The organism is Aquabacterium sp. A7-Y (genome assembly GCF_026153205.1).
Lineage (GTDB): Bacteria > Pseudomonadota > Gammaproteobacteria > Burkholderiales > Burkholderiaceae_C > Caldimonas.
Genome location: NZ_JAPFBW010000028.1, coordinates 21,035 through 45,425, shown reverse-complemented (window position 1 = coordinate 45,425; position 24,391 = coordinate 21,035). Strand labels below are relative to the sequence as shown.

Here is a 24,391-nt window from a genome sequence, read left to right as displayed (position 1 = left end):
AGGCCGGCTCAACCGAGCACGGTGGCTCGCTCGGGGGTCGCGACCGCGGCGGCCGGGCGCGCAAAGTAGCAACGCGGCACGACAACGACGCCGCCTTCGCTGACCTGGAAGCGCTGCCGGTCCTTGGCCGGGTCGTAGCCGATGGACTCGCCGGGTGGGATGAAGTTGTCCTGGTCGACGATGGCGCGGCGGATCCGCGCGCCCTGGCCCACCACCGTCCGCTCCATCAGGATGCAGTGCTCCAGCCGCGCGTCCTGCTCGACCCGCACCGAACGGCGCAGCATCGCATGGTCGAGGTAGGCGCCGTTGACGATGCTGCCCGAGCCTATCGTGGAGTGGTTGATGAAACCCTGCTCGATCTGCGCGGACTCGGCCTGGTCGGGGCTGGCATAGATAGGCCAGGCGCTGTTGGTCATGCGGAACTTCGGCTCGGCGCCCAGGGTGTCGAAGTGGGCCTCGAAGTAGGCATCGATGGTGCCGACGTCACGCCAGTAGCCGTGCTCCTCGTACGGCTGGATGCCCGGGATCTCATTGGTGTGGAAGTCGTAGGCCATCAAGCGGTGCGTGTCCAGCATGCGCGGCAGGATGTGCTTGCCGAAGTCGCTTTCACCGGACTGGTGCGCCCGCGCCAGCTCGCGCCGCAGCACGTCGGCATTGAAGATGTAGTTGCCCATCGAGGCCAGTGCGTGGGTCGGGCGCCGCGGCATCGCCCGGGCCTGGGGCGGCTTTTCGGTGAAGCGCCCGATGCGGCCGTCGAGGTCGGTCTCGACGATGCCGAAGGCACTGACCTGGGCCAAGGGCACCGGCAAGGTCGCGACGGTCACGTCGGCGCGGCTGTCGACGTGGAACTTGACCATCTGGCGCACGTCCATGCGGTAGATGTGGTCGGCCCCGAAGACGGCCACCAGGTCCGGCTGCAGCGTCTCCATCAAATGCAGGTTCTGGTAGACCGCGTCGGCCGTGCCCTGGAACCAGTGGGGGCCGTTGCGCATCTGAGGCGGCACTACGGTGACGAAGTGCTGGGGAATGAAACGCGTCATCGTCCAGGACTGGCGCACGTGCTCGATCAGGGACTGCGATTTGTACTGCACCAGCAGGTAGATCGAATAGATCTCCGAGTTGACGAGGTTGCTGAGCACGAAGTCGACGATGCGGTGCTTGCCATTGAAGGGCACCGAGGGTTTGCAGCGTTCCACGGTGAGCGGGTGCAGCCGGGAGCCTTCGCCTCCGGCCATCACGAAGGCGAGCACGTTTTTTCCAGCAATCATTGGTTTCTCCGGATAAGCAGCAGACGTTGGTGTTCGAGTTGCGCCCGGCTCGCAGGCGGCGCGGGACGCAGGCAGCTGTCGAAACCGTGACAGCGACGCTCACGCTGCGGGGATGGCCGCCCGCTGTCGGTGCCGGTGCGACGCCTCCGCTCCAACAGCCCGGCGGATACGACCCGGGCCTGCTTGATACGGCGTTCCGACTCCGACACTTTCGTTTGCATCACTTCACCTGTCGCAACCTGTCGATGCAAAGGCAAGGGGTGTGCCCAAGGCAGGCGCGGCCTGGCGGGCGGCTCAGGTGTCACACGTTGGCCCAGCAAGGGCTCCGACGACCTGAAAACAGGTGTTCGCTACCTGTTGGCGGCACGATTTGCCCGCCGCCCCGGCGGGAACGAAGCTTGCGGCCGTTGATGCAGATCGACCGCAACGCTGTGCAGGAAGGGCAGACCCATGACACCGGAAACCAGGATCGAGCAGGCGCTCGGGCGCATCGAAACCCTCGTGGATCAGGCCTGCGATGTCTGCGACCTCGACCCTTCCGTGCCGCAGGAGGTGAAAGACTGCCTGCGGCAGCTCGACGAAGAGACCGCCGCCGCGCGCTACGAGCACCTGCTCGAGCAGGACCGCTACTCGATTGGCGACCACCTCGAATCCCTGCAGGCGCTCACCGACCTGGCGCACCAGGCCTGCGAGCAGAACGAGGCTGTCAACCCGGCCGTGGACAGCACGCTCGAGGAGGCGCGGCGTGAGATCTCTGCGCTGCGGCGCGAGTTGCATTGAGGCCAGGAGACGGCCCCAAGTGGCGGCGTCGGCGGCCGCGTTTTTCGCCCGCAACTTCTACATTCCCTTCCCGTAAGGCTTACCCCGGATGTGGGGGGGCGGCATATGGTCCAGGAGGAGCGCCGGGACAGGACGAGGCGCCAGGCGGTCGCCCCTGCACGACGGGCGAGCCGCGCAAACAGGCACGTTACTTGCGAGAATCAGCCATACCGCAAGTGCCATGAACCCGTCCCAGTCCTCCCCGCCTTTTCCCGAAGTCCCGCCGGACGCGCCCGTCAGCGTGCTCGTCGTCGATGACAACCGCGACTCCGCTGAAAGTCTCGCCCTGCTGTTGAGCATGGGTGGTTATGTCGTGCGCGTGGCCTACGACGGCCGTGAAGGTCTGGAGGCGGCCAGCGAACTGCGACCCACCGTGATGCTGCTCGACATCGGACTGCCGCAGTTGAGCGGCTACGAGGTGGCCCGCGAGCTGGGTCGCCGCGGCGACCGGCCACCGCTGCTGATCGCGATGACCGCGTTCTGCTCCGAGACCGACCGCCGCGAGGCGCAGCGGGCCGGCTTTCACCACCACCTGCCGAAGCCGGTCGACCTGGCGACGCTGCAACAACTGCTGCGATCGGTCACGCCGCCTGCGGCGACATCGGGCAGTGATACCGATATGCAGCAGCCCGGTGCATCGCCGTTGCTGGCGCATTGACCCCCCGGGGCCTTCAGCGAGGAACGCCCGCCGGGCTGTTGTTGCACGCCGGCATGCTTCACTTCTGCAGCAAGTCGGTCCGCTCAGCGTGCTGGCGCTTCGGTAGACTCGCGGCGAAGCGCTTTCCTGCCCATGCCATGTCAGCCGTCCCCAAGCACCGTGAGGCCCTGGTGGCTTCTGCCGCGCACCTGTTCCGGCGTCGCGGCTACAACGCCACGGGCATTCAGGACATCCTGAGGCACAGCGGCGCGCCGCGCGGCTCGCTGTACCACTACTTCCCGCGCGGCAAGGTCGAGATCGCCGCCGCCGCGGTGCGCTTCGCGGGCGAGCAGGTCCGCCTCAGCCTGCTGAGCTTGAGGCGCGAGCATGCGCATCCAGCCGACTTGATGCGGGCCTATGCCCAGCTGCTGGGCGACTGGATGGAGGTGTCGCGCTTCCGCGACGGCTGTCCGGTCACGACCACGCTGCTCGAACTGGCGGCCGATGTGCCCGAGGTCGCGGCCAGTGGCCGGCAGGCCCTGGCCGCCTGGGCGGAGGTGTTTGAGCAAGAGCTGCTGGCTCACGGTGCTGAGCCGGCGCGCGCTGGACGGATTGCCCAGTTGGCGATCTCGGCGCTCGAGGGCGCGCTGGTGCAGGCGCGGGTGCTGGCCTCGCGCGCGCCGATCGAAAACGCCGCAGACGAGATGGCCCGGCTGATGGAGGCGGTGGCGCCTCGCACCACTGCGTGAGCCGCCCGGCCAGACGCCCGACGCTAGACGCGAGCGATGGTCGCGAGCGCCGTGGCCACCATCTTCTCGGCGCCCGGGGCGCCGGCATAGACGTCGGCGCGCGCCACCACCTGGCGAGACCCGGCCTTGATTACCTGCCCGGTGGCGCAGTCGTTCGCCGCGCGCCCCCGCCAGCAGGTTGAGCTTGTACTCCGACGTCACGACATCGCCGGCGACTGACGCCGCCGCCCATGCACACGCGGTGTCGGTCAGGTAGCCGACCAGCCCGCCGTGCACCTGCCCGTGGTGCTGGGCCATCTCCGGCACAAATGAATTAGACCGCGCGTCATACTAGAGCCCGCCGGTTGCTGAGGTCAAGCCCTGGTCGGCCAACTGCACCGCGATCTTCAGCCGGCGAAACGGGGCCAGGGCCGCGGGATCGGCTTGTCGAGTGGCGAGGATGACGGTGGCCGCCGTGGCCGGCGCGATCGAGTAGGCCGAGGCCACGCCGAGCTTGTCGCTGGAGGCCAGCACGACGGTCTCGGCCGCCTGCGCCAGCAGCGCGCGCTTGATATAGGCCTCTTCGAGGTCGCCCGTGCTCAGTCCGGTTTCGGCATGCAGGCCGGTCACGCCCATCAGGTAGAGGTCGGCGCGGATGCGCGAGATCGCCTCCACCGCAGCCGAACCGACGCTCACCATCGAGTGCTTGAACAGACGGCCGCCGATCAGCACCACCTCGACGTTCGGGTGCGCTCCCAGCTCTGCCGCGATGAGCGGGCTGTGGGTCACGATGGTGGCCTTCAAGTGCTCCGGCAGGTGGCGCACCAGCTGCAGCGTCGTTGTGCCGCCATCGACGAACACCAGCTGCCCCGGCTGGATCAATCGCGCCCCGGCACGGCCGAGCGCCCGCTTTTCTTCCACTTGCAGGCCCTCGCGCACGGCCAGCGTCGCGGTCGCCGGCGAGGCGGGCAGGGCGCCGCCATGGACCCGCTGCAACTGGCCGGTGCGCGCGAGTTCGCGCAGGTCTCGGCGTATCGTGTCTTCGGAAACGCCGAGTTCCTGGCCCAGGGCCTTGGCCAGCACTCGGCCGTCGCGGCGCAGCACCGCGAGGATGTGTTGCTTGCGTTGTTCGGTCAGCATGGTGGCAGTATGCCCGAGACTGCCGATGTTTGCACGAAATTGAATGAATATGCTTGACGCTGCACGAGTTCGCCTTCAGACTCGGAGCTCCTCTAGCCACCCTGGGAGCCTGCATGAGCGTCGCCGACCGCGTTCGTATCCTCGACACCGAAGTCCTCTCCGACGACTGGTACGTGCTGAAGAAAACCCGCTTCGAATGGCGCCGCCGCGACGGGCGCTGGCAGGCCATGAGCCGCGAGACCTACGACCGCGGCAACGGCGCCACCATCCTGCTGCACGACGCGGCCCGCGGCACCGTGGTACTGACGCGGCAGTTCCGTTTTCCGGCCTTCGTCAACGGTCATGACGATCTGATGATCGAAGCCGCCGCCGGCCTGCTGGACGACGCCAGCCCCGAGGAGCGCATACGCGCCGAGGCTGAAGAGGAGACCGGCTACCGGATCGGCCCGGTGCGCAAGGTGTTCGAAGCCTTCATGAGCCCCGGTTCGGTGACCGAGAGGCTGCATTTTTTCGTCGCCCCCTACAGCGCCGAGGCGCAGGTGGGGCAGGGCGGCGGCGTCGAAGCGGAGGGCGAGGACATCGAGGTGCTGGAGCTGTCGCTGGTCGAGGCGCTGCAGATGATCGAAACCGGCGCCATCCTCGACGCCAAGACCATCATGCTGCTGCAGTACGCGGCGCTGCACCTGCAGCAGCGTCAGCCGGGCGGCTGAGCCGCCCGAGAGGCAGGGGCGGCCCGCCGCACGACGGGCCGCCGCAGCACTCAGAGCTGCTTCCAGAGCACGTTGACGGTGCCCGGGCCCGGTGCCCAGCCGGCGCCCACCCACGCGGTATGGGCCTGCAGGCAGCGCCAGGATTTGCCTTGGTAGGTCACGACCTGGCCGGCTGTGTAGCTGGCGCCTTCCCTCCACGCGCTCGCGCCCGGGTTGGGCGGGGGCGCCGGCGGGTTCGGCCCCGGGTTGGGGCCCGGGTTGGGCGGAGGCGGGGGAGGCGGGGGAGGCGGGGGAGGCGGCGGCGCTGGCGGTTTGCCGGGCAGCGTCGTGTCAAGCTGGAAGCGCACCCCGCTGTCCGCGTCGAGCGCATAGACCTGCTGAGTGGTCGCCTCCGTCACCACCACCGCTCCGTTCTTCAGCTCGCCCACGCGGACGTGCGCCGAGCGGCCGTTGACGGTGCGGGCCAGCTGGCTGAGCCACTTGGCGGCCGGGCCCAGGCTGCTGGTGACCGTCAGGCTGTGGGATTCGAGGTCGGAGCCGTCCGGGCCGAAGACGCGCAGCTTCACCACCGCGTTGACTGGCAGGTCGCGTCGCGCCGCCACCTCGCCGAGATGTTGCAGCGGGGTCGGCGGGGGCACGCCGGTGTCGCCGCCGAAGCTGACGTCGGAGCAGGAGTAGAAAGCCTCGGGGCTGTCGGCGCGCTGCCAGACCATGTAGAGCAGGTGGCGGCCGGTGCGCGCGGGCAGCGGCAGGCGCACGACATACCGTTTGTCGCCGGTCAGCGTCTGCGTCCCGGACGCCTCGTGCACCAGTTCCAGGTCGCTCCAGCGCAGGGCCTGTCCCGCCGGGTTGTAGCCCTGCCGGGTCAGGTAGAAGCGGAAGTAGCGAGTGCTGTGCGGCGCGGTCGCGTGGTAGCGGAATTCATAACGCCCGTCAGCGCCGGGCGCCCAGGAGGTGGCGCGCCAGTCGGCCCGGGGCAGGTCGAAGCCCTTGAAGAGCTCGGCGCCCCCGGCGCACAGCGTGCCGTCGGGCACCACCGTCTGGTGGTTGCCGTTGGCGTCGCCCTGGCGCACGCCGTTCCAGTCGTAGATGGCCTGTTCGCCGCCTGCAGCGATGGCGGCCCGGCAGGCCGGCTGGTTGCGGTCCTTGTAGCAGCTGTACTGCCGGCTGACCGGGTACTCGGGAGCGCCGTGCGCCAGCGCGTTCTGGCCGGCGAGCGCCAGCGTGAGCATCGTCGCCGTGGCGTGCGCCACCGGCACGGCTGCCTTCCTGATGCGGCTCATGCGAGATCCTTTCATGGCAAAGTGATTCGATAAGAAGTGCATGAACCCCTGAGGACGTGCAGCGGGCCCGCGCAGCCCCTCGGAGTCCGGGCGAGGTTAGTGAGCCCCGAGCGGCATGGCCCGATGAACCAGTAAGCAACGTAGCCGCGGGTGACTGGGTGAGGATCCCTTTCCCGACCCGACACGGGGCCGCCCGGAGGCGGCGATGCCCGGTCCTGGCGCGCCTCGCAGAGGACGCGGCGACGCCCGGGTGACGCTCCTCCTGCGGTGCTGGTGCGCCGCAAGAAAACGGGCTGCAAGGCGGTGTCGCTTTCAGACCCTCTCACGCCTTCGACGCGGGACCGTTCCAGCGCGCCCGGTTGAGGTCCAGCGATACCGCCATTTCCCCCTTCCCGAACGGGTGCTTCCGCCGGGTCGCCGGGCGTGCCCGCCCGTCGCCGGGAGTGTCCGATTTGCAACTGCTCGCAAACAAAACCTTAACGAGCGTTCAGATTGCTCCGCGTTGATAACATACCAATCAAATACCAGTGATCGCACCCAAAAAACCGCAGGGGTTGCGGTTCCCGGTAGGACGCATTTCGTCTCCGCTTCTTCACTTCTGTTGCAAGTACAACGCCAGCTTCTTCTGTTGTGAACCAGAATCCGTTGAACTTATGAAATATTCAACGGAGTAGAGGAAGAAATGACGCGTTTCAGATGTTGGCTGCTTGCCCTGATGCTGGGCTTCCTGGGGCCCTTTGGAGCGGTCCACGCGGCCGACTACAAGCAGGGGGTCGAAAGTGGAAACGATTCCGCTCTGATCTGGTTCCAGTCCACTCTGAATACCACTTGGGTTGACCTGCATTACCAGGTCGACCACGGCGTCCAGCAGAACGTGCGCATGCAGGCCGAGGGTGGTCGCTTCGTGCACCGCCTGGGTGCACGCACCGGCCAGGTCCTCCACTACTTCTTCACCTACAACAACGGCACCCCGGCCTACGACTCGCCGCGCCACACCGCCACGGTGGGCGCCGGGAACGGCTCGCCGCCCCCTGCGCCCCCGCCGCCCACGACGGGGGCGATGCGCCTGCAGCTGGTCAACGGCACCGGCGGCGCCTGGTCGGACCAGCAGGTGTGGTGGGCGGTGATCGGCTATGACCCGGTGACGCGCGCGCTGTCCTGGGTGGACCGCAACGGCCGGCTGGTGCCCGCCGCGCTGGGCGACAACGACGCCCCCAACCGCCTGGTCAAGAACGGGCAAAACTACGCCAACTACTTTTCGCGGCTGAGCGACAGCGCTGGCGTGCCGCTGCCCCGCATCGATTCGGGCCGCATGTTTATCAGCGTGGGCTCGCCGATGTACATCCGCATCAACCAGGCGGCCGACGGCCGGCTCGGTTTCGCCGGTCCCAACCTCGGCAACCCGAGCGACCCCAACCAGGACGTGCACTTCGAGTGGATCGAGTTCACGCTCGACCAGTACGGCTACCACGGCAACACCACGCGGGTGGACCAGTTCGGCTTCCCGCTGCGCACCCGCCTGGTCGGCCGGGACGGCTATGACCGCACGCTGGGCGAAACCGAGTCGCGCGCCAAGATCTTCGCGGACTTCGAAGCGCAGGTGCCGGCCGAGTTCCGCCCCCTGGTGCAGCGCCCCTGGCGTATCGTGGCGCCGGCCAAGGCCCACTTCAACCACGGCAAGCCGCAGGGCCACTACTTCGACGCCTATGTCGACGAGGTCTGGAACCACTACCGCAACAACGAGCTGGTCTTCACCGCCGAGGCCGGCACCTTCAGGGGCCGCGTGATCGGCGAGGACTTCGTGTTCTCCAAGGACGGTGGCCCCGCCAACCTCTACATTCGCGGCCGGCCCACCACCCAGGCCATCCTGGAAGGCTCCGGCAACCTGGCCACCGGCAATCCGCAGGAACTGGTGGTGCAGGCCCAGATCACGGCCGCCTTCAACCGGCACCTGCTGGTGCACGTCGACCCCTCGCGCTGGAGCGATGCCTCGGCCTACTACCCGCGCTCGCCCGCCAACCACTACGCCAAGTTCTGGCACGACCACAGCCTGCACGGCCTGGCCTACGGGTTCTGCTACGACGACGTGCGCGGCCACAGCAGCCTCCAGGAACACCCCGACCCGTCGTCGCTGACCGTCACCGTCGGGTGGTGAGGCAGCCCCTCGACGCGTCTTTCACGGGGCTGCGCGCCCCACTTTCCTCGACCAACAACACAAAGGAAAAGTGCATGAATGCTCTTAGGATGACAGCCATCACGGTCTCGCTCGCCAGCCTGTGGGCCCAGGTGCAGGCCCAGGCCCTGGAGGCCCCCGGCGCCTCGCTGGACGGCATGCAGCTGGCCCAGGCGGCCGGCGCGACGCCCTGGAAGGAGGGCGGCACCTACACCGTCGGCCAGCTGGTGAGCTACAACGGCCGGACATATGCCGCGCTGGTGGGTCACACCGCCTGGGCCGGTACGGGCTGGAACCCTGAGGCCACGCCCTCGCTGTGGCGCCTGGTCAGCGGCGGCTCGCCGCCGGCGCCGAACCCGCCCGCGCCGAATCCGCCCGCGCCGAATCCCCCGGCACCGAATCCCCCGGCGCCCAATCCTCCGGCGCCCAATCCTCCGGCCCCGAATCCGCCTGCGCCCAATCCTCCGGCGCCCGGACCTGGCGACCAGCTGACCCTGCCCGAAGCCGTCAAGGCCACGCAGAACAAGCGCGTCTACGTAGGCTACTACCCGAGCTGGAGCGACGCCTGGTTCGACTCGACCGGCAAGAGCGCCAACGAGATCTTCAAGGCCAGCAAGTTCGCACGCATCCCGGGCACCTACACGCACGTGATGGTGGCCTTCGGCGACCCCAACTTCTCGTGGGCCGGGCTGTCGGCCAACAGCTGGTCGGGCACCGGCATCAACTTCACCGCCACGCCGCGCGACATCAAGGCCGCCATCGACGTGCTGCACCAGCGCAACATGAAGGTCCTGCTCGCCGTCGGCGGCGCGACCTATCACAACTGGGACGCGCTCGCGGCCGACGGCCAGCGCGGCAGCGGCCCGGTGATCGACGCGCTGGCGCGTTTCATGACCGAGATGGGCATCGACGGGCTGGATGTCGACTACGAGGTGGATGCCAATGTCCCGCGTTATGCCAATGCCATCAAGGCGATGCGCAAGGCGGTCGACAAGGCGGGCGGCGGGCGCATCCTGGCATCCGCGACCTGGTCGACCGGCGCCGACTGCACGGCCGCCACCAGCGCCCACCCCGACTGCAGCGGCAAGGTCTCGTTCTGGGGCGGCAGCGCCGGCCGCGAGCGCCAGCTGATGATGCAGTTCCCGGACGCTGCCAAGTCGCTGGACATGGTCAACATCATGACCTACGACGCGCGCTACGAGAACTACGACGGCGTCACGGCCTACAACGAGTACCGCAAGCTCTGGCCGTCGCGCACCATCGTCTCGATCGGCTTCGAGCCGGCGCCCGAAGGCTGGGCCGGCGGCATGCTGGTGGTCAACAACGGTGATGCGCAGTGCGAAGGCTCGCGCAACCTGAAGAACTCGTACGGCACCGCCATCAACCAGCCCTACTCGGTGGAGCGCTACAGCGGCGCGGTGCTGGCCAGCAACCCCAACCGCAACCCGCGCGACGGCGCGATGCTGTGGTCCATCCTGAAGCCGGCCAACGGCAGCTGCGGCGGTGCGCCGCTGGCCAGCCCGGGCAGCATCGGCCAGAAGCTGCAGTCCCTGTTCGGGCTGTCGCGGGACCCGGCGCTGCAGTCGCCCGAGTGGCGCTGAGCTGAGTGAGGCCCCCGCTTCGGGGGCCCGAACGGCGCTTCGTGTGCGGCCGCGGCCTGCGTGCGAAGCGCCGTCATCCTTCACGAAGGCGGATCGGAAGGCCTTGGCCTGCCTTGCCGGCCCTGTATCCCCGAGCCGCCCCCACCCGACCGCATCCATCAAGAGGAGCGACCGATGCAGCATTCCCCCCTGACCCGTCCCCGTTTGCCGCTGGCGCTGCTGCTCAGCGCCGGCTGGCTCGCCGCCTGCGGCGGCGGCAGCGGCAACGACACGCAGGCCGCCTCGGCCCAGACGGCTGACGGCGCGCGCCAAGAGCATGCCACCGCCCAGCACCACCGGTATGGCCGCCAAGGCCCGACCTCCGCCCCCGCGCCCGAGTGGGCCGAAGGCGTGAGCTACAACACCGGCACCGTGGTCAGCTACCAGGGCCAGCTCTACGCGGCCCTGGTGGCCCACACCGCCTGGGAAGGCACCAACTGGAACCCGGCCGACACGCCGTCGCTGTGGCGACCCGTCGGCAATGCCCCGGCTCCGGCGCCCACACCGGCTCCAACGCCTGCACCGACACCCGCACCGACGCCTGCACCGACGCCTGCACCGACACCTGCACCGACGCCTGCACCGACACCCGCACCGACACCTGCACCCGAAGGCACCCCGGTCTCGCGCAACGGCCAGCTCAAGGTCTGCGGCACCCAGCTGTGCAACAGCGCCAACCAGCCGGTGCAGCTGCGCGGCATGAGCACGCACGGCATCCAGTGGTACGGCTGGAACAAGTGCGTGACCGAGAGCTCGCTCGACACGCTCGCCAAGGACTGGCGCGCCGACGTGCTGCGCATCTCGATGTACATCCAGGAGGACGGCTACGAGACCGACCCCGAAGGCTTCACGCGGCAGGTCGAGCGACTCATCGACGAGGCCACCGAGCGCGGCCTCTACGCCATCGTCGACTGGCACATGCTCGATCCGGGCGACCCGAACTACAACCTCGACCGCGCGCGCACCTTCTTCACCCGCATCGCGCAGAAGTACGGCCGCCAGCCCAACATCCTCTACGAAATCGCCAACGAGCCGAGCAACACGCCGTGGAGCCGCATCCGCGACTACGCCAACACGCTGATCCCGGTGATCCGCAAGATCGACCCGGAGGCGCCGGTCATCGTCGGCACGCCGGGCTGGTCCTCGCTGGGCGTCTCCGACGGCTCCGGCGCGCAGGAAATCATCGATGCGCCGGTCGACGCCGACAACGTGCTCTACACCTTCCACTTCTACGCGGCCTCTCACCACGGCGAGTACCGCGACGAGCTCGAGCGCGCCTCGCGCAGCCTGCCCATCTTCGTCACCGAGTTCGGCACCCAGACTGCGAGCGGCGACGGCGGCAACGACTTCGGCAGCGCCCAGGCCTACATCGACCTGCTCAACAGCCGCAAGATCAGCTGGGTCAACTGGAACTACTCCGACGACTTCCGCTCCGGCGCGGTCTGGAAGGAAGGCAGTTGCGGCAGCCAGTCCTGGGGCAGCTCGAACCTGAAGCCGGCCGGCCAGTGGGTGCGCGACCAGATCCGCAAAGGCCGCTGAATCATCCTGACAAGGAATGCACCGACATGAGTTACCCGCTTTCTCACGATCCCCTGCCTGCGCCGCGCCGCCCCGCGGCGCGGCTGCTGCCGGCCTTGCTTCCGGTGGTGGCCGCGGCGCTCGCCGGGTGCGGCGGCGGTGACAGCGGCAGCGCGTCCGACGCCAGTGCTCGTGCCGAGGCCCAGGCCGCGGCCGACGCACCGGCGCCCGGCCGCTATGCCCTCGTCAACGCCCGCAGCGGCAAGTGTGTGGATGTCGCCTGGGGCAGCCATGACGACGGGGCCAACATCCAGCAGGCCAACTGCAGCGGCAATGCCGCGCAATCCTTCGAGCTGAGCGAGGTCGCGCCCGGCCAGTACAAGCTGCTCAACACGGGCAGCGGCAAGGCGGTCGACGTGGCGGGGGCCTCGACCGCCGACGGCGCCAACATCCAGCAATGGACCGACAATGGCACCAAGGCCCAGCGCTTCCGGCTCGAGGCTGCGGCCGGCGGCACGCAGGTGCTCGTGAATGTCGGCAGCGGTCTGTGTGTCGACGTCGCCGGCGGCTCCATGAACGACGGCGCCAACATCCAGCAGGCTCGCTGCAACGGTGGCGGCGCCCAGCAGTTCCGTTTCGACCGGCAGGGCGGCACCCAGCCCCCGACCCAGCCTCCAACCCAGCCGCCGGGCGACTGGCAGCTGGTCTGGCGCGACGAGTTCGACGGCAACACCCTCGACCTGGGCAAGTGGGGCTACGAGGTCAACGCGGCCGGCGGCGGCAACAACGAGCTGCAGTACTACACCGCCCGGCCCGAGAACTCGCGCGTCGGCAACGGCCGCCTGACCATCGAGGCGCGCAAGGAGCGCTACTGTGCCTCCGAGGGCTGCCGCGACTACACCTCGGCGCGCCTGCGCACGCTGGGCAAGGGCGACTGGCTGTACGGCCGGATCGAGGTGCGGGCGCGCCTGCCGCGCGGCCAGGGACTGTGGCCGGCGATCTGGATGCTGCCGACCGACTACGTCTTCGGCGGCTGGGCCGCCAGCGGCGAGATCGACATCATGGAAGCGGTCAACGCCGGCGCGGCGGGCGGCAACCAGATCTACGGCTCGATCCACTACGGCGCCCCGTGGCCGGGCAACCAGCACAAGACCGTGGGCCACACGCCGTCGAGCAGCGTGATCGACAACTTCCACACCTATGCCATCGAGTGGGAGCCCGGGAAGATCCGCTGGTACGTGGACGGCACGCACTACGCCACGCAAACCGAGTGGTGGTCCAGCGGCGGGGCCTGGCCGGCACCCTTCAACCAGCGTTTCCACCTGCTCCTCAACGTGGCGGTGGGCGGCAACTGGCCAGGCTCACCGGACGGCAGCAGCGTCTTCCCGCAGACCATGGAGGTCGACTACGTGCGCGTTTATCAGAAGCCGGGAGGTTGAAGCACCTGGAAGGGGGAGGGGATTCGTATTACGGACAACACGTACCGTTACTTCTGACCCAGACCCTGCCCCCTTCCTCCGCCTCTCCAGCGTGGACACTACGCCCATCGGAGAATTGACAACCAGAGCAAAGTCCATCATGAACTGCCGTCCGCTTGATCTTCTGCGTCCCCCCAGTGCCGCGCCGGCACGGTCCTGGTCCCTGCGGCTGCCCGGCCGCGTCGTCCGCTTGGGCGCCCTGGCGCTGGCCGCGGCGCTGGCCGGCTGCGGCGGGGGCGGCGACAGCAACTCCGAGGACGCCGCCTCGGCCGACGCGGCGCCGCCGGCCGGCGGCACCGTACGGGCCCTGGCCACGAACGGGCGGGCCATCGCCACCGCGGCGCCGTCCCCGGTGTACCGGCTGCAGGAACAGGAACACGGCCAGTGCCTGGAGGCGGCCATTGCATCCGGCGCCGAGCAGGGGCGGCTGGTGCGCCGCCCGTGCGCGCGCAAGCCGGCCCAGCAGTTCCACCTGATGCAGGTGCCGCATGCCAGTCCCGAGCTGATCCATATCCGCCACGCCGAGAGCGGGCTGTGCGTGGACATCGAAAACGGCAGCCGGGCCGCTGGCGCGGCGGCGGTGCTCAGTGCCTGCCACGGCATGCAGCAGCAGCAGTTCCGCAAGCGCGCCGCCGGCAGCGGCAACCACCAGCTGGTGGCGCGGCACAGCGGCCGCTGCCTGGAGGTCGTGACCTCCGGCGGCAGCCCGCGCGTACAGCAGGGTGACTGCGACACCAGCCAGACGCGCTTGAATCAATTGTTTGAACTCACGCGCAACGGCGAGGCGACGGCGGCGCCGCCGGCTCCGGCGCCGGGTCCGGCACCCACACCGGCACCGGCTCCGACCCCAGCTCCGGCTCCGAACCCGACGCCGGCTCCAACGCCAGCGCCAGCGCCTGCCCCCACGCCGGCACCTGCGCCCGTACCCGCGCCCGGCCCGGCCCCGGGACCAGCACCCGAGGTCCAGCTGCAGTTCACGCCCAGCGAGGCCGAGATCGCCAATCCCGAGCGCGGCTTCTTCCGCTGGGCCTGGTCCGACCTCGACAAACTGGACCGCGAGGACGCAGCCGACGCCTATGCCCAGGGCTACCGGGTGCTCTATGCGATGGTGCGGCTGGACAACTACCGGAGCGCCCCCTTGCCGGCTTCGTTGCTCGACGGCCTGCGCACCGGCTTCGACAACGCGCGGCGTGCCGGCATCAAGGTGATCCCGCGTTTCGTCTACAACTACCCCGAGAACGAGACCGACTACAAAAACGCCGCCGACGCGCCGCTCGACCGCCTGCTGGCCCACGTCGCCCAGCTCAAGCCGGTGCTGCGCGAGAACGCCGATGTGATCGCCTTCATGCAGGCCGGCTTCATCGGCGCCTGGGGCGAGTGGCACACCTCGTCCAACGGCCTGACCACCAGCGCCAACCGTACCAAGGTGCGCGACGCGCTGCTCGACGCGCTGCCGCCCGAGCACTTCGTGCAGTTCCGCTATCCGCCGCACCTGATGGCCTGGTCGCCGACCCCGCCCACCGAAAGCGCGGCCTTCGACGGCACGCCGGCCTCGCGCAGCGGCATGCACAACGACTGCTTCCTTGCCAGCGATACCGATGTCGGCACTTACAGCGAGGACGCCGCCACCCGCAAGCGCGAGCGCGACCATGTCGCAGCCTTGTCCAAGGTGGCGCCGTTCGGCGGCGAGACCTGCAACCCGGTCGACGACGAGAACCCCAGGCCCCGCAGCAGCTGCGACGCGGTGCTGACCGAGGGCCGGCAGTTCTCGCTCAGCTACCTCAACGACGAGTACTACAAGGAGGCCTTCCACAACAAGTGGAAGCAGCAGGGCTGCTACGACGACGTGCAACGCCTGATGGGCTACCGGCTCGAGCTGGTGTCCGCGGCGCACGCCGGCAGCGCGACGCGCGGGCAGCCGCTGCTGCTGCAGTTCAGCGTGCGCAATGTCGGCTGGGCGCGGCCCTACAAGCCGCGCGGCGTGACCGTGCTGCTGCGCCACCGCGCCAGCGGCCAGGTGCTGCAGCTGTCGGCCGAGGGGGTGGACCCGCGCCGCTGGGTGCCGGGCGGCTCCTTCACGCACGAGCTGCACCTGACGGTGCCGGCCGGTGCCGCCGTGGGCGAGTACGACCTCTACCTGGGCCTGCCCGACGGCTCGGCGCGCCTGCGCGGCGACGTCCGCTACGCAGTGCGCCCGGCCAACGCCGACAACACCGCGGCGGGGCAGGGTTGGGACGCCAAGCTGGGCGCCTTCCGCTTTGGCAGCACGCTGCGGGTCCAGTGAGTCCGGAGAGGCGCGCGAGCCGGGCGGCTCAGGCCCCCGGGCGCGACGCCTCCACGCTGGAATCGCAGCCGCTGCCGGCGGCAATCAGGCGCCGAGCCACGCGTTTCAAGACCGGCGCCAGCGCGGCGAGGGCCGGCGGCAGCACGCGCCGCGGGTGGCTGAGGGCGCCGCAGCGGTAGCGGCGCTCGCCGTCGCTCCACAAAAGGGCCGCACAGGCGCCCCGGCGCCGGCCGCTCAGCACCTGCCCCAGCGGACAGGGCTCGTCGGCGCAGCAGATGCCACAGCCGTTGCAGGGAGCGCCCTCGGGCGGCTTCGCTGGCGCTTCGGGCTGCAGGTAGATGACGCGGTGCATCCCCGCATGATGGCGCTGGCCGGTCCGGCCCAATCGCCGAAAAAGCGCTGCCTCCGGTGCGCGCGTCGGGCCTGCCGTCCACGTCCCGCCGCCTGACAACAGCCCAGTGCCCGCGTGGAGAGCCGGCTCATACCCGACGGGTATCACGAAAGAGGCAATTCCGCCGCCAGGGAGGGCTGTCTAGAGTGGCGTCATCCCACCACCGAGGAGTTGCCCATGTGTGCCACCTTGCCCGAGACCGAGCGCTATGAGCGCGGGCTCGCGATGCTCGAAAAAGTCGACGGCGCCGCCGGCCTGGCCGTGGTCGAGCGCCTGCAGCAGACCTTTCCCGAGTTTGCCCGCCACCTGGTGGCCTTCGCCTTCGGCGACATCTATCCGCGCGAAGGCCTGAGCCTGCGCGAGCGTGAGATTGCGGTGGTCGCCGCGCTCGCGGCCCTGGGCACGGCCACGCCCCAGTTGAAGGTGCATCTGCAGGCCGCCTTGCATGTGGGCTGCACCCCGCGGCAACTGCAGGAGACGCTGATGATGATGTCGCTGTACGCCGGCTTTCCGGCGGCGCTCAACGCCCTGGCGCTGGCGGCCGAGGTGTTCCGGGAGCAGGGCATCGCGCTGCCCTTGTCGGCCGAGGGCGACGAAAAAAATGCGGGGCCCGAAGGCCCCGCGAGTCTGCCGTGACGTGAAGAACTTCGAACTCAGTCGTCGCTGCCGCCCATGATGCCGAACAGCGCCAGCAGGGACTGGAAGACGTTGTAGAGGCTCAGGTAGACGCCCAGCGTGGCGGTGATGTAGTTGGTCTCCAGGCCGTCCTGCACGCGCTTGAGGTCATGCAGGATGAAGGCCGAGAAGATGCCCACCGCCAGCACCGACAGCGTGATCATCAGCGCGCTCGACTGCAGGAACATGTTGGCGATACCGGCCACCAGCAGCATCACCGCGCCGATGAACAGCCACTTGCCCATCGCCGACAGATCGCGCTTGATGACCGTGGACAGCGTCGCCATGCCCAGGAAGATCGTCCCGGTGCCGGCGAAGGCCATCATGATCAGGCCGGCGCCGTTGCCCAGGCCCAGCACCGCGCCGATCAGCCGCGACAGCATCAGGCCCATGAAGAAGGTGAAGCCGAGCAGCACCGGCACGCCGGCCGGCGAGTTTTTGGTCTTCTCGACCGCGAACATCAGGCCGAAGGCGCCGGCCAGGAACACCACCAGGCTGATGCCGGGCGACATCGCCGCCGCCAGGCCGGTGCTGACGCCGATCCAGGCGCCGAGCACGGTCGGCACCATCGACAGGGCCAGCAGCCAGTAGGTGTTGCGCAGCACGCGGTTGCGTTGCGCCACCGACACGCCGGAGCCGACGTAGCCGGTGCTCAAAGTGGGGTAGCCGTCGTTCATAGCATCCTCTCTATTCAAGATGGCGACCCGGGTTGGACCCCGGCGCCGCCGACGAGTTTCGCAATCTACGCTTCAAATTACTTCGTGTACATCTGAATTTTCGGTTCTTTTACTCAGGTAAAAACGAAGTTTCGACGCCGAATACGGGGTTCCCGCGGGTCGAGGCGGCCGCGCTGCCGTTAACAATCGAAACCGGCGCCGGCCGGCTCTCGCGCACACTGCGCGCGTGCAACCGGCCGCCCGGGCGCTTGCAAGACGACATGACAAGGGGGGCAGCGACCCCCGGATATAAAAGACGTGGAGACAAAGCCTAGCTTAAAGCCCCGCCTGCTGGTGGTGGACGACGAGCGCGACATGGTCGCGCTGCTGCAGGACCTGCTGACGCGCGCCGGCTTCGAGGTCGACGGGGTCGACAGCGGCGCCGCGATGCGCGAGGCGCTGACGAAACGCCACTATCACCTGGTGCTGCTCGACCTGCGCCTCAGGGCGGAGGACGGCCTGACCGTGGCCCGCCAACTGCGCCAGTATTCCGAGGTGCCGCTGATCATGATCAGCGGCAGCAGCGACGAGACCGACCGGGTGCTGCTGCTGGAGCTGGCAGCCGACGATTTCCTGGTCAAGCCCATCCCGGCGCGCGAGCTGGTGGCCCGGGTGCGTGCGGTGCTGCGACGCTACGGCGACGTGACAGCGCCGGTCCCGGAGCCGGCCGCCCCCGACACTCCGCGCGGCGATCGCCTGCGTTTCGGTGCCTGGGTGCTGGACATGGGGGCGCGCGAGTTGCGAGCCCGCAGTGGCGCGCTGTGCGAGCTCACGCCGGGCGAGTTCCGGCTGCTGGAGGTGTTCGTGCGCCACCCGCACCGGGTCTGGACGCGCGACCAGCTGCTGGAGCAGACCCGCAGCCTGGAGACCGAGGTGTTCGACCGCACGGTGGACGTGCTGATCCTGCGGCTGCGCCGCAAGATCGAGCCCAACCCGCGCCACCCCCAGTTCATCTGCACCGAGCGCGGCCTGGGCTACGTCTTTGCGGCCGACGTGGTGCGGCTCTGAGGGCCGGCCTCGACGATGAAAACCAACCGCGCCTTCGCCCGCGTGCGCACCCGCCTGCTGGCGGCCTTCCTGATCCTGCTGGTCGCTGCGCTCTCGCTTGCGACGGTGGGCTGGGTGGGCATGCGCGGCGCCCAGCAGGCGGTGGCGGGTTTCGAAGGCGAGCTGCTGCCCAACATCGCCGATGCGCTGGAGCTGGCCGAGCGCACCACCCAGCTCGCCGCGGTGGCGCCCAAGCTCGGTGAGTCGCGCAGCTGGAGCGAGTTCAATGAAGATGCCGCCGCGGTCGAGGAACTGCTGCAGCAGATCGGCCGCCATGCCGGCTCGCTGCCGCCGGCGGGCGAGCTGAGCGGGCTGTTGGCCGGCCTGCATGCCGAAGTCGAGCGCGACCTCAAGCAGTTGCTGGCGCTGACCCGCCTGAAGCTGGAGCTGCAGCAGGGTTTCGAGGCCCAGTTGACGCGGCTGGACCGGGCCGGCAACGAACTCAATGCACCCGGCCAGCGGGGCGCCTCGCCGGATCCGGCACTGGTGGTGGTGTGGTCCAGCCTGGTGCAGGGGGCTTCGGCCGACGCGGCAGCCACCCTCGGGCGGCTGGAAGCCGATGTCGAGGTGTCGATGCTGGCGGCGCGGCGCCGCGGCGCGCTGGCGCGCTACAGCGCCGACACGCGGCAAACGCTGGAGGAGCTGGCGAGCAACAGCGAGGGCCTGCTGTCGCGCCGCCGCAAGCTGCTGGAACTGGAGCGGCGCAATGCCTATCTGGTGGTGCTGACGCGCGCCAATGCGACCGAGTTGAGCGACAGCGTCTCGCGTTACGTCGGCGGGCTGCGCGACGCGGCGGCCGAGCGCAGCGAGGCGGTGCGGCGGGCGGTGCGTTTCGGCGAGACCGGCATGCTGGTCCTGCAGCTCGCCTGCCTGGGCATCGCGATGCTGGCGACGCGCTACGTGCGGCGGCTGGTCGCCGGCATCGAGAAAATCACCGAGGTGATGTCGCGCCTCGCCCAGGGCGACACCGCCCAGCCGACGCCGGCCACCAGCCGCCGCGACGAGCTGGGGGCGCTGGCCCGCACCTTCGAGGTCTTTCGCGAGGCGCTGGTCGCCAAGCAGCATCTGGTCAACGACCTCCGCACCCAGAAAGAGATGATCGCCGCGGTGCACGACAGCATGACCGATGCGCTGGCGGTGTTCGACGCCGGCGGCCGGCTGCTGCTGTGGAACCCGCAGCTGGGCCATCTGCTGGCGCGCCACGGCATCACCCCGTATCCCGGCCTGCGGGCGACCGAGCTGCTGGAGCGCCTGCCGCCCGGCACGCGCTGGACCGCGCCGGGGCGCACCGAAAGCCGTCCGCTCGCCGAAGCCCGCCGCATCCACTTCCGGGCTTTCGACCATGTCGAGCTGCACCTGCCGGGCGGCGTGGTGCTCGACACTCGCACCCGCGCGATGCCGGGCACCGGCGCGGTGACGCTGATCACCGACCTGAGCGCCCGCCGCGCCATCGACCAGCAGCTGCAGCATGCGCAGAAGCTGGAGGTGCTGGGACAGCTGACCGGCGGCGTGGCGCACGATTTCAACAACTACCTCGGCACCATCCTCGGGACGCTGCCGCTGCTGCAGCCCGACCTGCGCCAGGACCCGGTCACGCTGGCGCGGCTGGCACGGGTGCAGCGGGTCGCCACCAGCGCAGCGGCATTGACCCGGCGGCTGCTCGCCTTCGCGCGGCGCCAGCCGCTGCAGGCCGAGACGGTGCTGCTCGACGAAATGGTCGAGGAGATGCGGGACCTGATCGAGTACAGCGCCGGGACCCAGGTCGAGGTCGAGCTGCGGCTGCAAGCGCCCGGCGCGCGGCTGCACATCGACCGTGGGCAGCTGGAGAACGCGCTGCTCAACCTGGTCCTCAACAGCGCCGCGGCGATGCCCGAGGGCGGTCGCTTGACGGTGTCGACAGGGGTCGCGGGCAGCGCCGCGCGGCTGGAAGTGGCCGACACCGGCAGCGGCATTCCCGAGGCCGCCGTGGGCAAGGTGTTCGAGCCCTTCTTCACGACCAAGCCGGCGGGGGAGGGCAGCGGGCTGGGTCTGTCCATCGTGTACGGTTTTGTCAAGCAGTCCGGCGGCGAGATCGAGCTGAGCAGCCGGGCGGGCGAGGGTACCTGCATCGTGCTGTCGCTGCCGCTGTGCCGCGAGGGGCCCTGTGTCTTGCCCGGGGCGCCGGGCTCGGCGCCGGCTTCCCTGGCGGCGCTGGCGGGACGGCGTGTGTTGGTGGTGGATGACGATGCGGCCTTCGGCGCGACCGTGCAGGACCTGCTGGCGCAGGCCGGGGCGGAGGTGCGACTGCTGGCCTCGGCCGAGGCCGCGCTGGCGACGCTGCAGCTCGAGCCGGTGCCGGAACTGGTGCTGAGCGACGTCTGCCTGGGCCCTGGCTGGGACGGACCGCGGCTGCGCCAGGCGGTGCAGGCGCGGCGCCCCGGGCTGCCGGTGGTGCTGATGTCGGGCCTGTCGGCCGAGATGCTGCAGGAGCGTCCGGGTTGGCTGCCGGGCCAGCCTTTCCTGCACAAGCCCTTCGACGCCGCCGCGCTTGCCGCCTGCCTGCAGGAGCAGCTGCGGACGGCAGAAACAGCCGGCGCGACGGCCTGAATAACAAACGAAATTTTCGGTTCACGGCACGCCGCTCCAATGTCCCTGGGCCGGCACACAAGACCGGAGGAGACAACCCGCGTTTTCGCCCCCGCAGCTGGCTTGCGGAGCGACGGCGGCTTCGGTGGACGCTCCGGCCCGCAGGCACTCGTGCCGACCTTGCACACGCACCACCCTAGGAGCACCGAATGAACCGAACCTCGATGGCCCTGTCCCTGGCCGCCCTGCTGGCCTGCGCGACGGCACAGGCCGCCTCCCTGAAGATTTCCTGCGGCGCCGTCGGCCAGGAGCTGGAGATGTGTCGCACCGCCGCCCAGGAGTGGGCCAGGAAGACCGGCCACGAGGTCCAGGTGGTCGCCACGCCCAACGACGGCAGCGAGCGCCTGGCGCTCTACCAGCAGGTGCTGAGCTCGCGCTCGGACAAGATCGACGTGTTCCAGGTCGACGTGGTCTGGCCCGGCATGCTGGCGTCCCACCTGTTGGACCTGCAGCCCCATGCCAAGGGCGCCGAGAAGCAGCACTTCCCCGGCATCCTCGCCAACGTGACGGTGGGCGGCAAGCTGGTCGCGATGCCCTGGTTCACCGACGCCGGGCTGCTTTATTACCGTCGTGACCTGCTGGAGAAACACGGCCAGAAGGTGCCCACCACGTGGGACGAGCTGGGCGCCAGCGCCAAGAAGATCCAGGACGCCGAGCGCGCCTCGGGCAATGAGCGCCTGTGGGGGTATGTCTGGCAGGGCCGCGCCTACGAAGGCCTGACCTGCAACGCGGTGGAATGGCTGGCGAGCCATGGCGGCGGCACCGTGGTCGAGCCCGACGGCAAGGTGAGCGTCAAGAACCCGCAGGCCGTCAAGGCGGTGCAGACCGCGGCCGGCTGGGTCGGCACCATCTCGCCGACCGCCGTGCTGAACTACGGCGAGGAGGACGCGCGCGGCGTGTTCCAGGCCGGCAACGCGGTCTACATGCGCAACTGGCCTTATGCCTGGTCGCTCTCGCAGGCCGAGGGCAGCGCCGTGAAGGGCAAGGTCGGCATCGCCGTGCTGCCCAAGGGCGGCACCGGCGGGCGCCACGCGGCCGCGCTGGGCGGGCAGCTGCTCGCCGTGTCGAAGTACTCCAGGAACCCCGAGGTGGCGGCCGACCTGGTGATCTACATGACCAGCCAGGCGGTGCAGAAGGAGCGCGCGCTCAAGGGCTCCTTCAACCCGACCATCGCGGCGCTCTACAAGGACGCCGACATCCTCAAGGCCAATCCCTTCATGGCCGAGCTGCACGAAACCTTCACCAGCGCGGTGGGCCGTCCGGCGACCGTCACCGGCGCCAAGTACAACCAGGTCAGCAACCAGTTCTGGAACGCGGTGCACGAGGTGCTGTCGGGCAAGGCCAAGGCCGAACCGGCGCTGGCCGAGCTGGAAGCCTCGGTGCAGCGCCTGGGCCGCGGCGGCAAGTGGCGCTGAGCCGGGGGCGAAGCTTCATGGCCAGCTCCACGGTCCATGCTGCCGTGGGCGCCGCGTCGGCGGCGCCCGAGGACGTCCGGCGAGCGCCGCGAGCGGCCTCGCTGTCGGCCCGGCGCGCGCGGCGCGCCTGGCTGATGCTCGCGCCCGCGATGCTGCTCCTGCTGCTGGTGGCCGGCTGGCCGCTGGGCCGCACGATCTGGTTCAGCCTGACCGACGCGCAACTCGGCGGCCAGCAGGCGCCCGGCTTTGTCGGGCTGGAGAACTACCTCGGTGAGTACGGCCTGCTGCGCGACGGCGACTGGTGGCGCTCGGTCGGCAACACGCTGGGCTTCGCCCTGCTGTCGGTCAGCATCGAGACGCTGCTGGGCCTGGGCGTGGCGCTGCTGCTGAACCACCCCTCACGGCTGCGCACCCTGCTGCGCGCGGCCATGCTCATCCCCTGGGCCATCCCCACCGTGGTCTCGGCCAAGATGTGGAGTTGGATGCTGCACGACCAGTTCGGCGTCGTGAACCACTACCTGCTCTCGCTGGGCCTGCTGTCGGCCCCGGTGGCCTGGACCGCCAACCCCGACCTGGCCCTCTTCACCGTCGTGCTGGTCGACGTCTGGAAGACCACCCCCTTCATGGCCCTGCTGATCCTGGCGGCCCTGCAGATGGTGCCGGCCGACTGCTACGAGGCCGCCCGCGTCGACGGCGTGCCGCCCTGGACCGTGTTCCGCCGCGTCACCTTGCCGCTGATCCTGCCCGGCGTGGCCGTCGCGATGATCTTCCGCCTGCTCGACGCGCTGCGTGTCTTCGACCTGATCTATGTGATGACCTCCAACAGCCGCAGCACCAAAAGCATGTCGGTGTTCGTGCGCGAACAGCTGATCGACTTCCAGCAGGTCGGCTACGGCTCGGCCGCCGCCACGGTGGTGTTTTTCACCATCGCGCTGCTGACCCTCCTGTACATGGCCCTGCTGCGCCCGGCGCTCGAGAAGGTGGACCAATGAGCCCCTACCGCCTCCCCAAGTGGCTGCCCCGCATCGGCTACTACCTGGCCGCCGCCGCGCTGGTGCTGTTCTCGGTGTTCCCCTTCCTCTATGCCATCTCCAGCTCGCTGAAGGGCCGCACCGGGCTGTTCTCGCCCGAGTTCATCCCGGCGCAGCCGACCCTGGAGAACTACCTCAGCGTGTTCCGCGAGCAGCCCTTCGCGCACAACCTGATGAACTCGGTGCTGGTGGCCGGCGGGGTGGTGCTGCTGTCGCTGGGCGTGAGCCTGATGGCGGCCTGGGCGCTGGGGCGGGTGGACTTCCGCGGCCGCGGGACGCTGCTGCTGACCATCCTGTCGGCCTCGATGTTCCCGCAGGTCGCGGTGCTCTCGGGCATGTTCGAGCTGGTGCGCTGGGCCGGGCTCTACGACCGCCTGGGCGCGCTGCTGTTCGCCGACCTGCTGCTGACCCTGCCGTTCACGGTCTGGGTGCTGGTGACCTTCATGAAACAGCTGCCCAAGGAGCTGGAGGAGGCCGCGACGATGGACGGCGTCGGGGTCTTCACGCTGATCTTCAAGATCTTCCTGCCGCTCTTGTGGCCCGCGGTCGCCGCCACCGGGCTGCTGGCCTTCATCGCCGCCTGGAACGAGTTCCTGTTCGCCTTGACCTTCACCCTCTCCACCGAGCAGCGCACCGTGCCGGTGGCCATCTCGATGATCAGCGGCCCCAGCGGCTACGAGCTGCCCTGGGGCAGCATCATGGCCGCCTCCGTCATCGTCACCTTGCCGCTGGTGGCCCTGGTCCTGTACTTCCAGCGCCTGATCGTCTCCGGCCTCACCGCCGGCGCCGTGAAGGGCTGAGCCGTAGGCGGTC

General features: G+C 69.5%; 20 protein-coding genes. 15 read left to right on the top strand and 5 right to left on the bottom strand.

Annotation, left to right across the window (positions count from 1 at the left end):
• Positions 1 to 8: 8 nt before the first annotated feature.
• Positions 9 to 1,268 carry a glucose-1-phosphate adenylyltransferase gene (locus OOT46_RS22540; protein WP_322114280.1) on the bottom strand — a complete coding sequence of 420 codons (1,260 nt, stop codon included), beginning with the start codon at positions 1,266 to 1,268 and terminating at the stop codon, positions 9 to 11.
• Between the two features lie 450 nt (positions 1,269 to 1,718).
• Here OOT46_RS22540 and OOT46_RS22535 point away from each other — a divergent pair, with 450 nt between their 5' ends.
• The 3 genes from OOT46_RS22535 (at position 1,719) to OOT46_RS22525 (ending at position 3,473) form a co-directional block, all read left to right on the top strand.
• The gene (locus OOT46_RS22535) at positions 1,719 to 2,048 is read left to right on the top strand and encodes a hypothetical protein (RefSeq protein ID WP_265405876.1); all 330 of its coding nucleotides are present in this window, start codon (positions 1,719 to 1,721) and stop codon (positions 2,046 to 2,048) included.
• Between the two features lie 220 nt (positions 2,049 to 2,268).
• Complete coding sequence (locus OOT46_RS22530) at positions 2,269 to 2,745, top strand: response regulator (RefSeq protein WP_265405875.1); 477 nt, start codon at positions 2,269 to 2,271, stop codon at positions 2,743 to 2,745.
• A 137-nt stretch (positions 2,746 to 2,882) separates the two neighbouring features.
• The gene (locus tag OOT46_RS22525; protein ID WP_265405874.1) at positions 2,883 to 3,473 is read left to right on the top strand and encodes a TetR/AcrR family transcriptional regulator; all 591 of its coding nucleotides are present in this window, start codon (positions 2,883 to 2,885) and stop codon (positions 3,471 to 3,473) included.
• 330 nt (positions 3,474 to 3,803) lie between these two features.
• Here the strand turns inward: OOT46_RS22525 and OOT46_RS22520 are convergent, their stop codons facing one another.
• Complete coding sequence (locus OOT46_RS22520) at positions 3,804 to 4,592, bottom strand: DeoR/GlpR family DNA-binding transcription regulator (RefSeq protein WP_265405873.1); 789 nt, start codon at positions 4,590 to 4,592, stop codon at positions 3,804 to 3,806.
• A 113-nt stretch (positions 4,593 to 4,705) separates the two neighbouring features.
• On the opposite strand from OOT46_RS22520, the gene OOT46_RS22515 reads away from it, so the two are divergent.
• On the top strand, positions 4,706 to 5,302 hold the full coding sequence (locus tag OOT46_RS22515; RefSeq protein WP_265405872.1) for an NUDIX domain-containing protein: 597 nt from the start codon (positions 4,706 to 4,708) through the stop codon (positions 5,300 to 5,302).
• 50 nt (positions 5,303 to 5,352) lie between these two features.
• On the opposite strand, the gene OOT46_RS22510 is transcribed toward OOT46_RS22515, so the two are convergent.
• Positions 5,353 to 6,585, bottom strand: a complete 1,233-nt coding sequence (locus OOT46_RS22510; RefSeq protein WP_265405871.1) for a lytic polysaccharide monooxygenase — start codon at positions 6,583 to 6,585, stop codon at positions 5,353 to 5,355.
• 682 nt (positions 6,586 to 7,267) lie between these two features.
• Here OOT46_RS22510 and OOT46_RS22505 point away from each other — a divergent pair.
• From OOT46_RS22505 to OOT46_RS22485, 5 genes are all read left to right on the top strand, one after another.
• Positions 7,268 to 8,740 (top strand): glycoside hydrolase family 64 protein, encoded by a 1,473-nt coding sequence (locus OOT46_RS22505; RefSeq protein ID WP_265405870.1) that lies wholly within the window; start codon positions 7,268 to 7,270, stop codon positions 8,738 to 8,740.
• Between the two features lie 74 nt (positions 8,741 to 8,814).
• Positions 8,815 to 10,359 carry a glycosyl hydrolase family 18 protein gene (locus OOT46_RS22500; protein WP_265405869.1) on the top strand — a complete coding sequence of 515 codons (1,545 nt, stop codon included), beginning with the start codon at positions 8,815 to 8,817 and terminating at the stop codon, positions 10,357 to 10,359.
• Between the two features lie 174 nt (positions 10,360 to 10,533).
• Positions 10,534 to 11,937, top strand: coding sequence for a cellulase family glycosylhydrolase (locus OOT46_RS22495; RefSeq protein WP_265405868.1), 1,404 nt, complete (start codon positions 10,534 to 10,536; stop codon positions 11,935 to 11,937).
• Positions 11,938 to 11,963: 26 nt separating this feature from the next.
• On the top strand, positions 11,964 to 13,355 hold the full coding sequence (locus tag OOT46_RS22490) for an RICIN domain-containing protein (protein WP_265405867.1): 1,392 nt from the start codon (positions 11,964 to 11,966) through the stop codon (positions 13,353 to 13,355).
• A 139-nt stretch (positions 13,356 to 13,494) separates the two neighbouring features.
• Positions 13,495 to 15,678, top strand: a complete 2,184-nt coding sequence (locus OOT46_RS22485; RefSeq protein ID WP_265405866.1) for a DUF4832 domain-containing protein — start codon at positions 13,495 to 13,497, stop codon at positions 15,676 to 15,678.
• 28 nt (positions 15,679 to 15,706) lie between these two features.
• On the opposite strand, the gene OOT46_RS22480 is transcribed toward OOT46_RS22485, so the two are convergent.
• Complete coding sequence (locus OOT46_RS22480; RefSeq protein WP_265405865.1) at positions 15,707 to 16,030, bottom strand: hypothetical protein; 324 nt, start codon at positions 16,028 to 16,030, stop codon at positions 15,707 to 15,709.
• A 216-nt stretch (positions 16,031 to 16,246) separates the two neighbouring features.
• On the opposite strand from OOT46_RS22480, the gene OOT46_RS22475 reads away from it, so the two are divergent.
• Positions 16,247 to 16,705, top strand: a complete 459-nt coding sequence (locus OOT46_RS22475) for a carboxymuconolactone decarboxylase family protein (protein ID WP_265405864.1) — start codon at positions 16,247 to 16,249, stop codon at positions 16,703 to 16,705.
• 17 nt (positions 16,706 to 16,722) lie between these two features.
• On the opposite strand, the gene OOT46_RS22470 is transcribed toward OOT46_RS22475, so the two are convergent.
• Positions 16,723 to 17,421 (bottom strand): Bax inhibitor-1/YccA family protein, encoded by a 699-nt coding sequence (locus OOT46_RS22470; protein WP_265405863.1) that lies wholly within the window; start codon positions 17,419 to 17,421, stop codon positions 16,723 to 16,725.
• A 297-nt stretch (positions 17,422 to 17,718) separates the two neighbouring features.
• Between OOT46_RS22470 and OOT46_RS22465 the strand changes: the two genes are divergently transcribed.
• The 5 genes from OOT46_RS22465 (at position 17,719) to OOT46_RS22445 (ending at position 24,378) form a co-directional block, all read left to right on the top strand.
• Positions 17,719 to 18,468 carry a response regulator gene (locus OOT46_RS22465; RefSeq protein ID WP_265405862.1) on the top strand — a complete coding sequence of 250 codons (750 nt, stop codon included), beginning with the start codon at positions 17,719 to 17,721 and terminating at the stop codon, positions 18,466 to 18,468.
• Between the two features lie 15 nt (positions 18,469 to 18,483).
• Positions 18,484 to 21,093: an ATP-binding protein gene (locus OOT46_RS22460; protein WP_265405861.1), complete on the top strand. Its 2,610-nt coding sequence runs from the start codon at positions 18,484 to 18,486 to the stop codon at positions 21,091 to 21,093.
• A gap of 188 nt (positions 21,094 to 21,281) precedes the next feature.
• Entirely contained in the window at positions 21,282 to 22,547 is a 1,266-nt protein-coding gene (locus OOT46_RS22455) for an ABC transporter substrate-binding protein (RefSeq protein WP_265405860.1), read from the top strand.
• A gap of 17 nt (positions 22,548 to 22,564) precedes the next feature.
• Positions 22,565 to 23,539, top strand: coding sequence for a carbohydrate ABC transporter permease (locus OOT46_RS22450; RefSeq protein WP_265405859.1), 975 nt, complete (start codon positions 22,565 to 22,567; stop codon positions 23,537 to 23,539).
• Entirely contained in the window at positions 23,536 to 24,378 is an 843-nt protein-coding gene (locus OOT46_RS22445) for a carbohydrate ABC transporter permease (RefSeq protein ID WP_265405858.1), read from the top strand. The genes OOT46_RS22450 and OOT46_RS22445 overlap by 4 nt, the downstream gene beginning before the upstream one ends.
• Positions 24,379 to 24,391 lie beyond the last annotated feature (13 nt).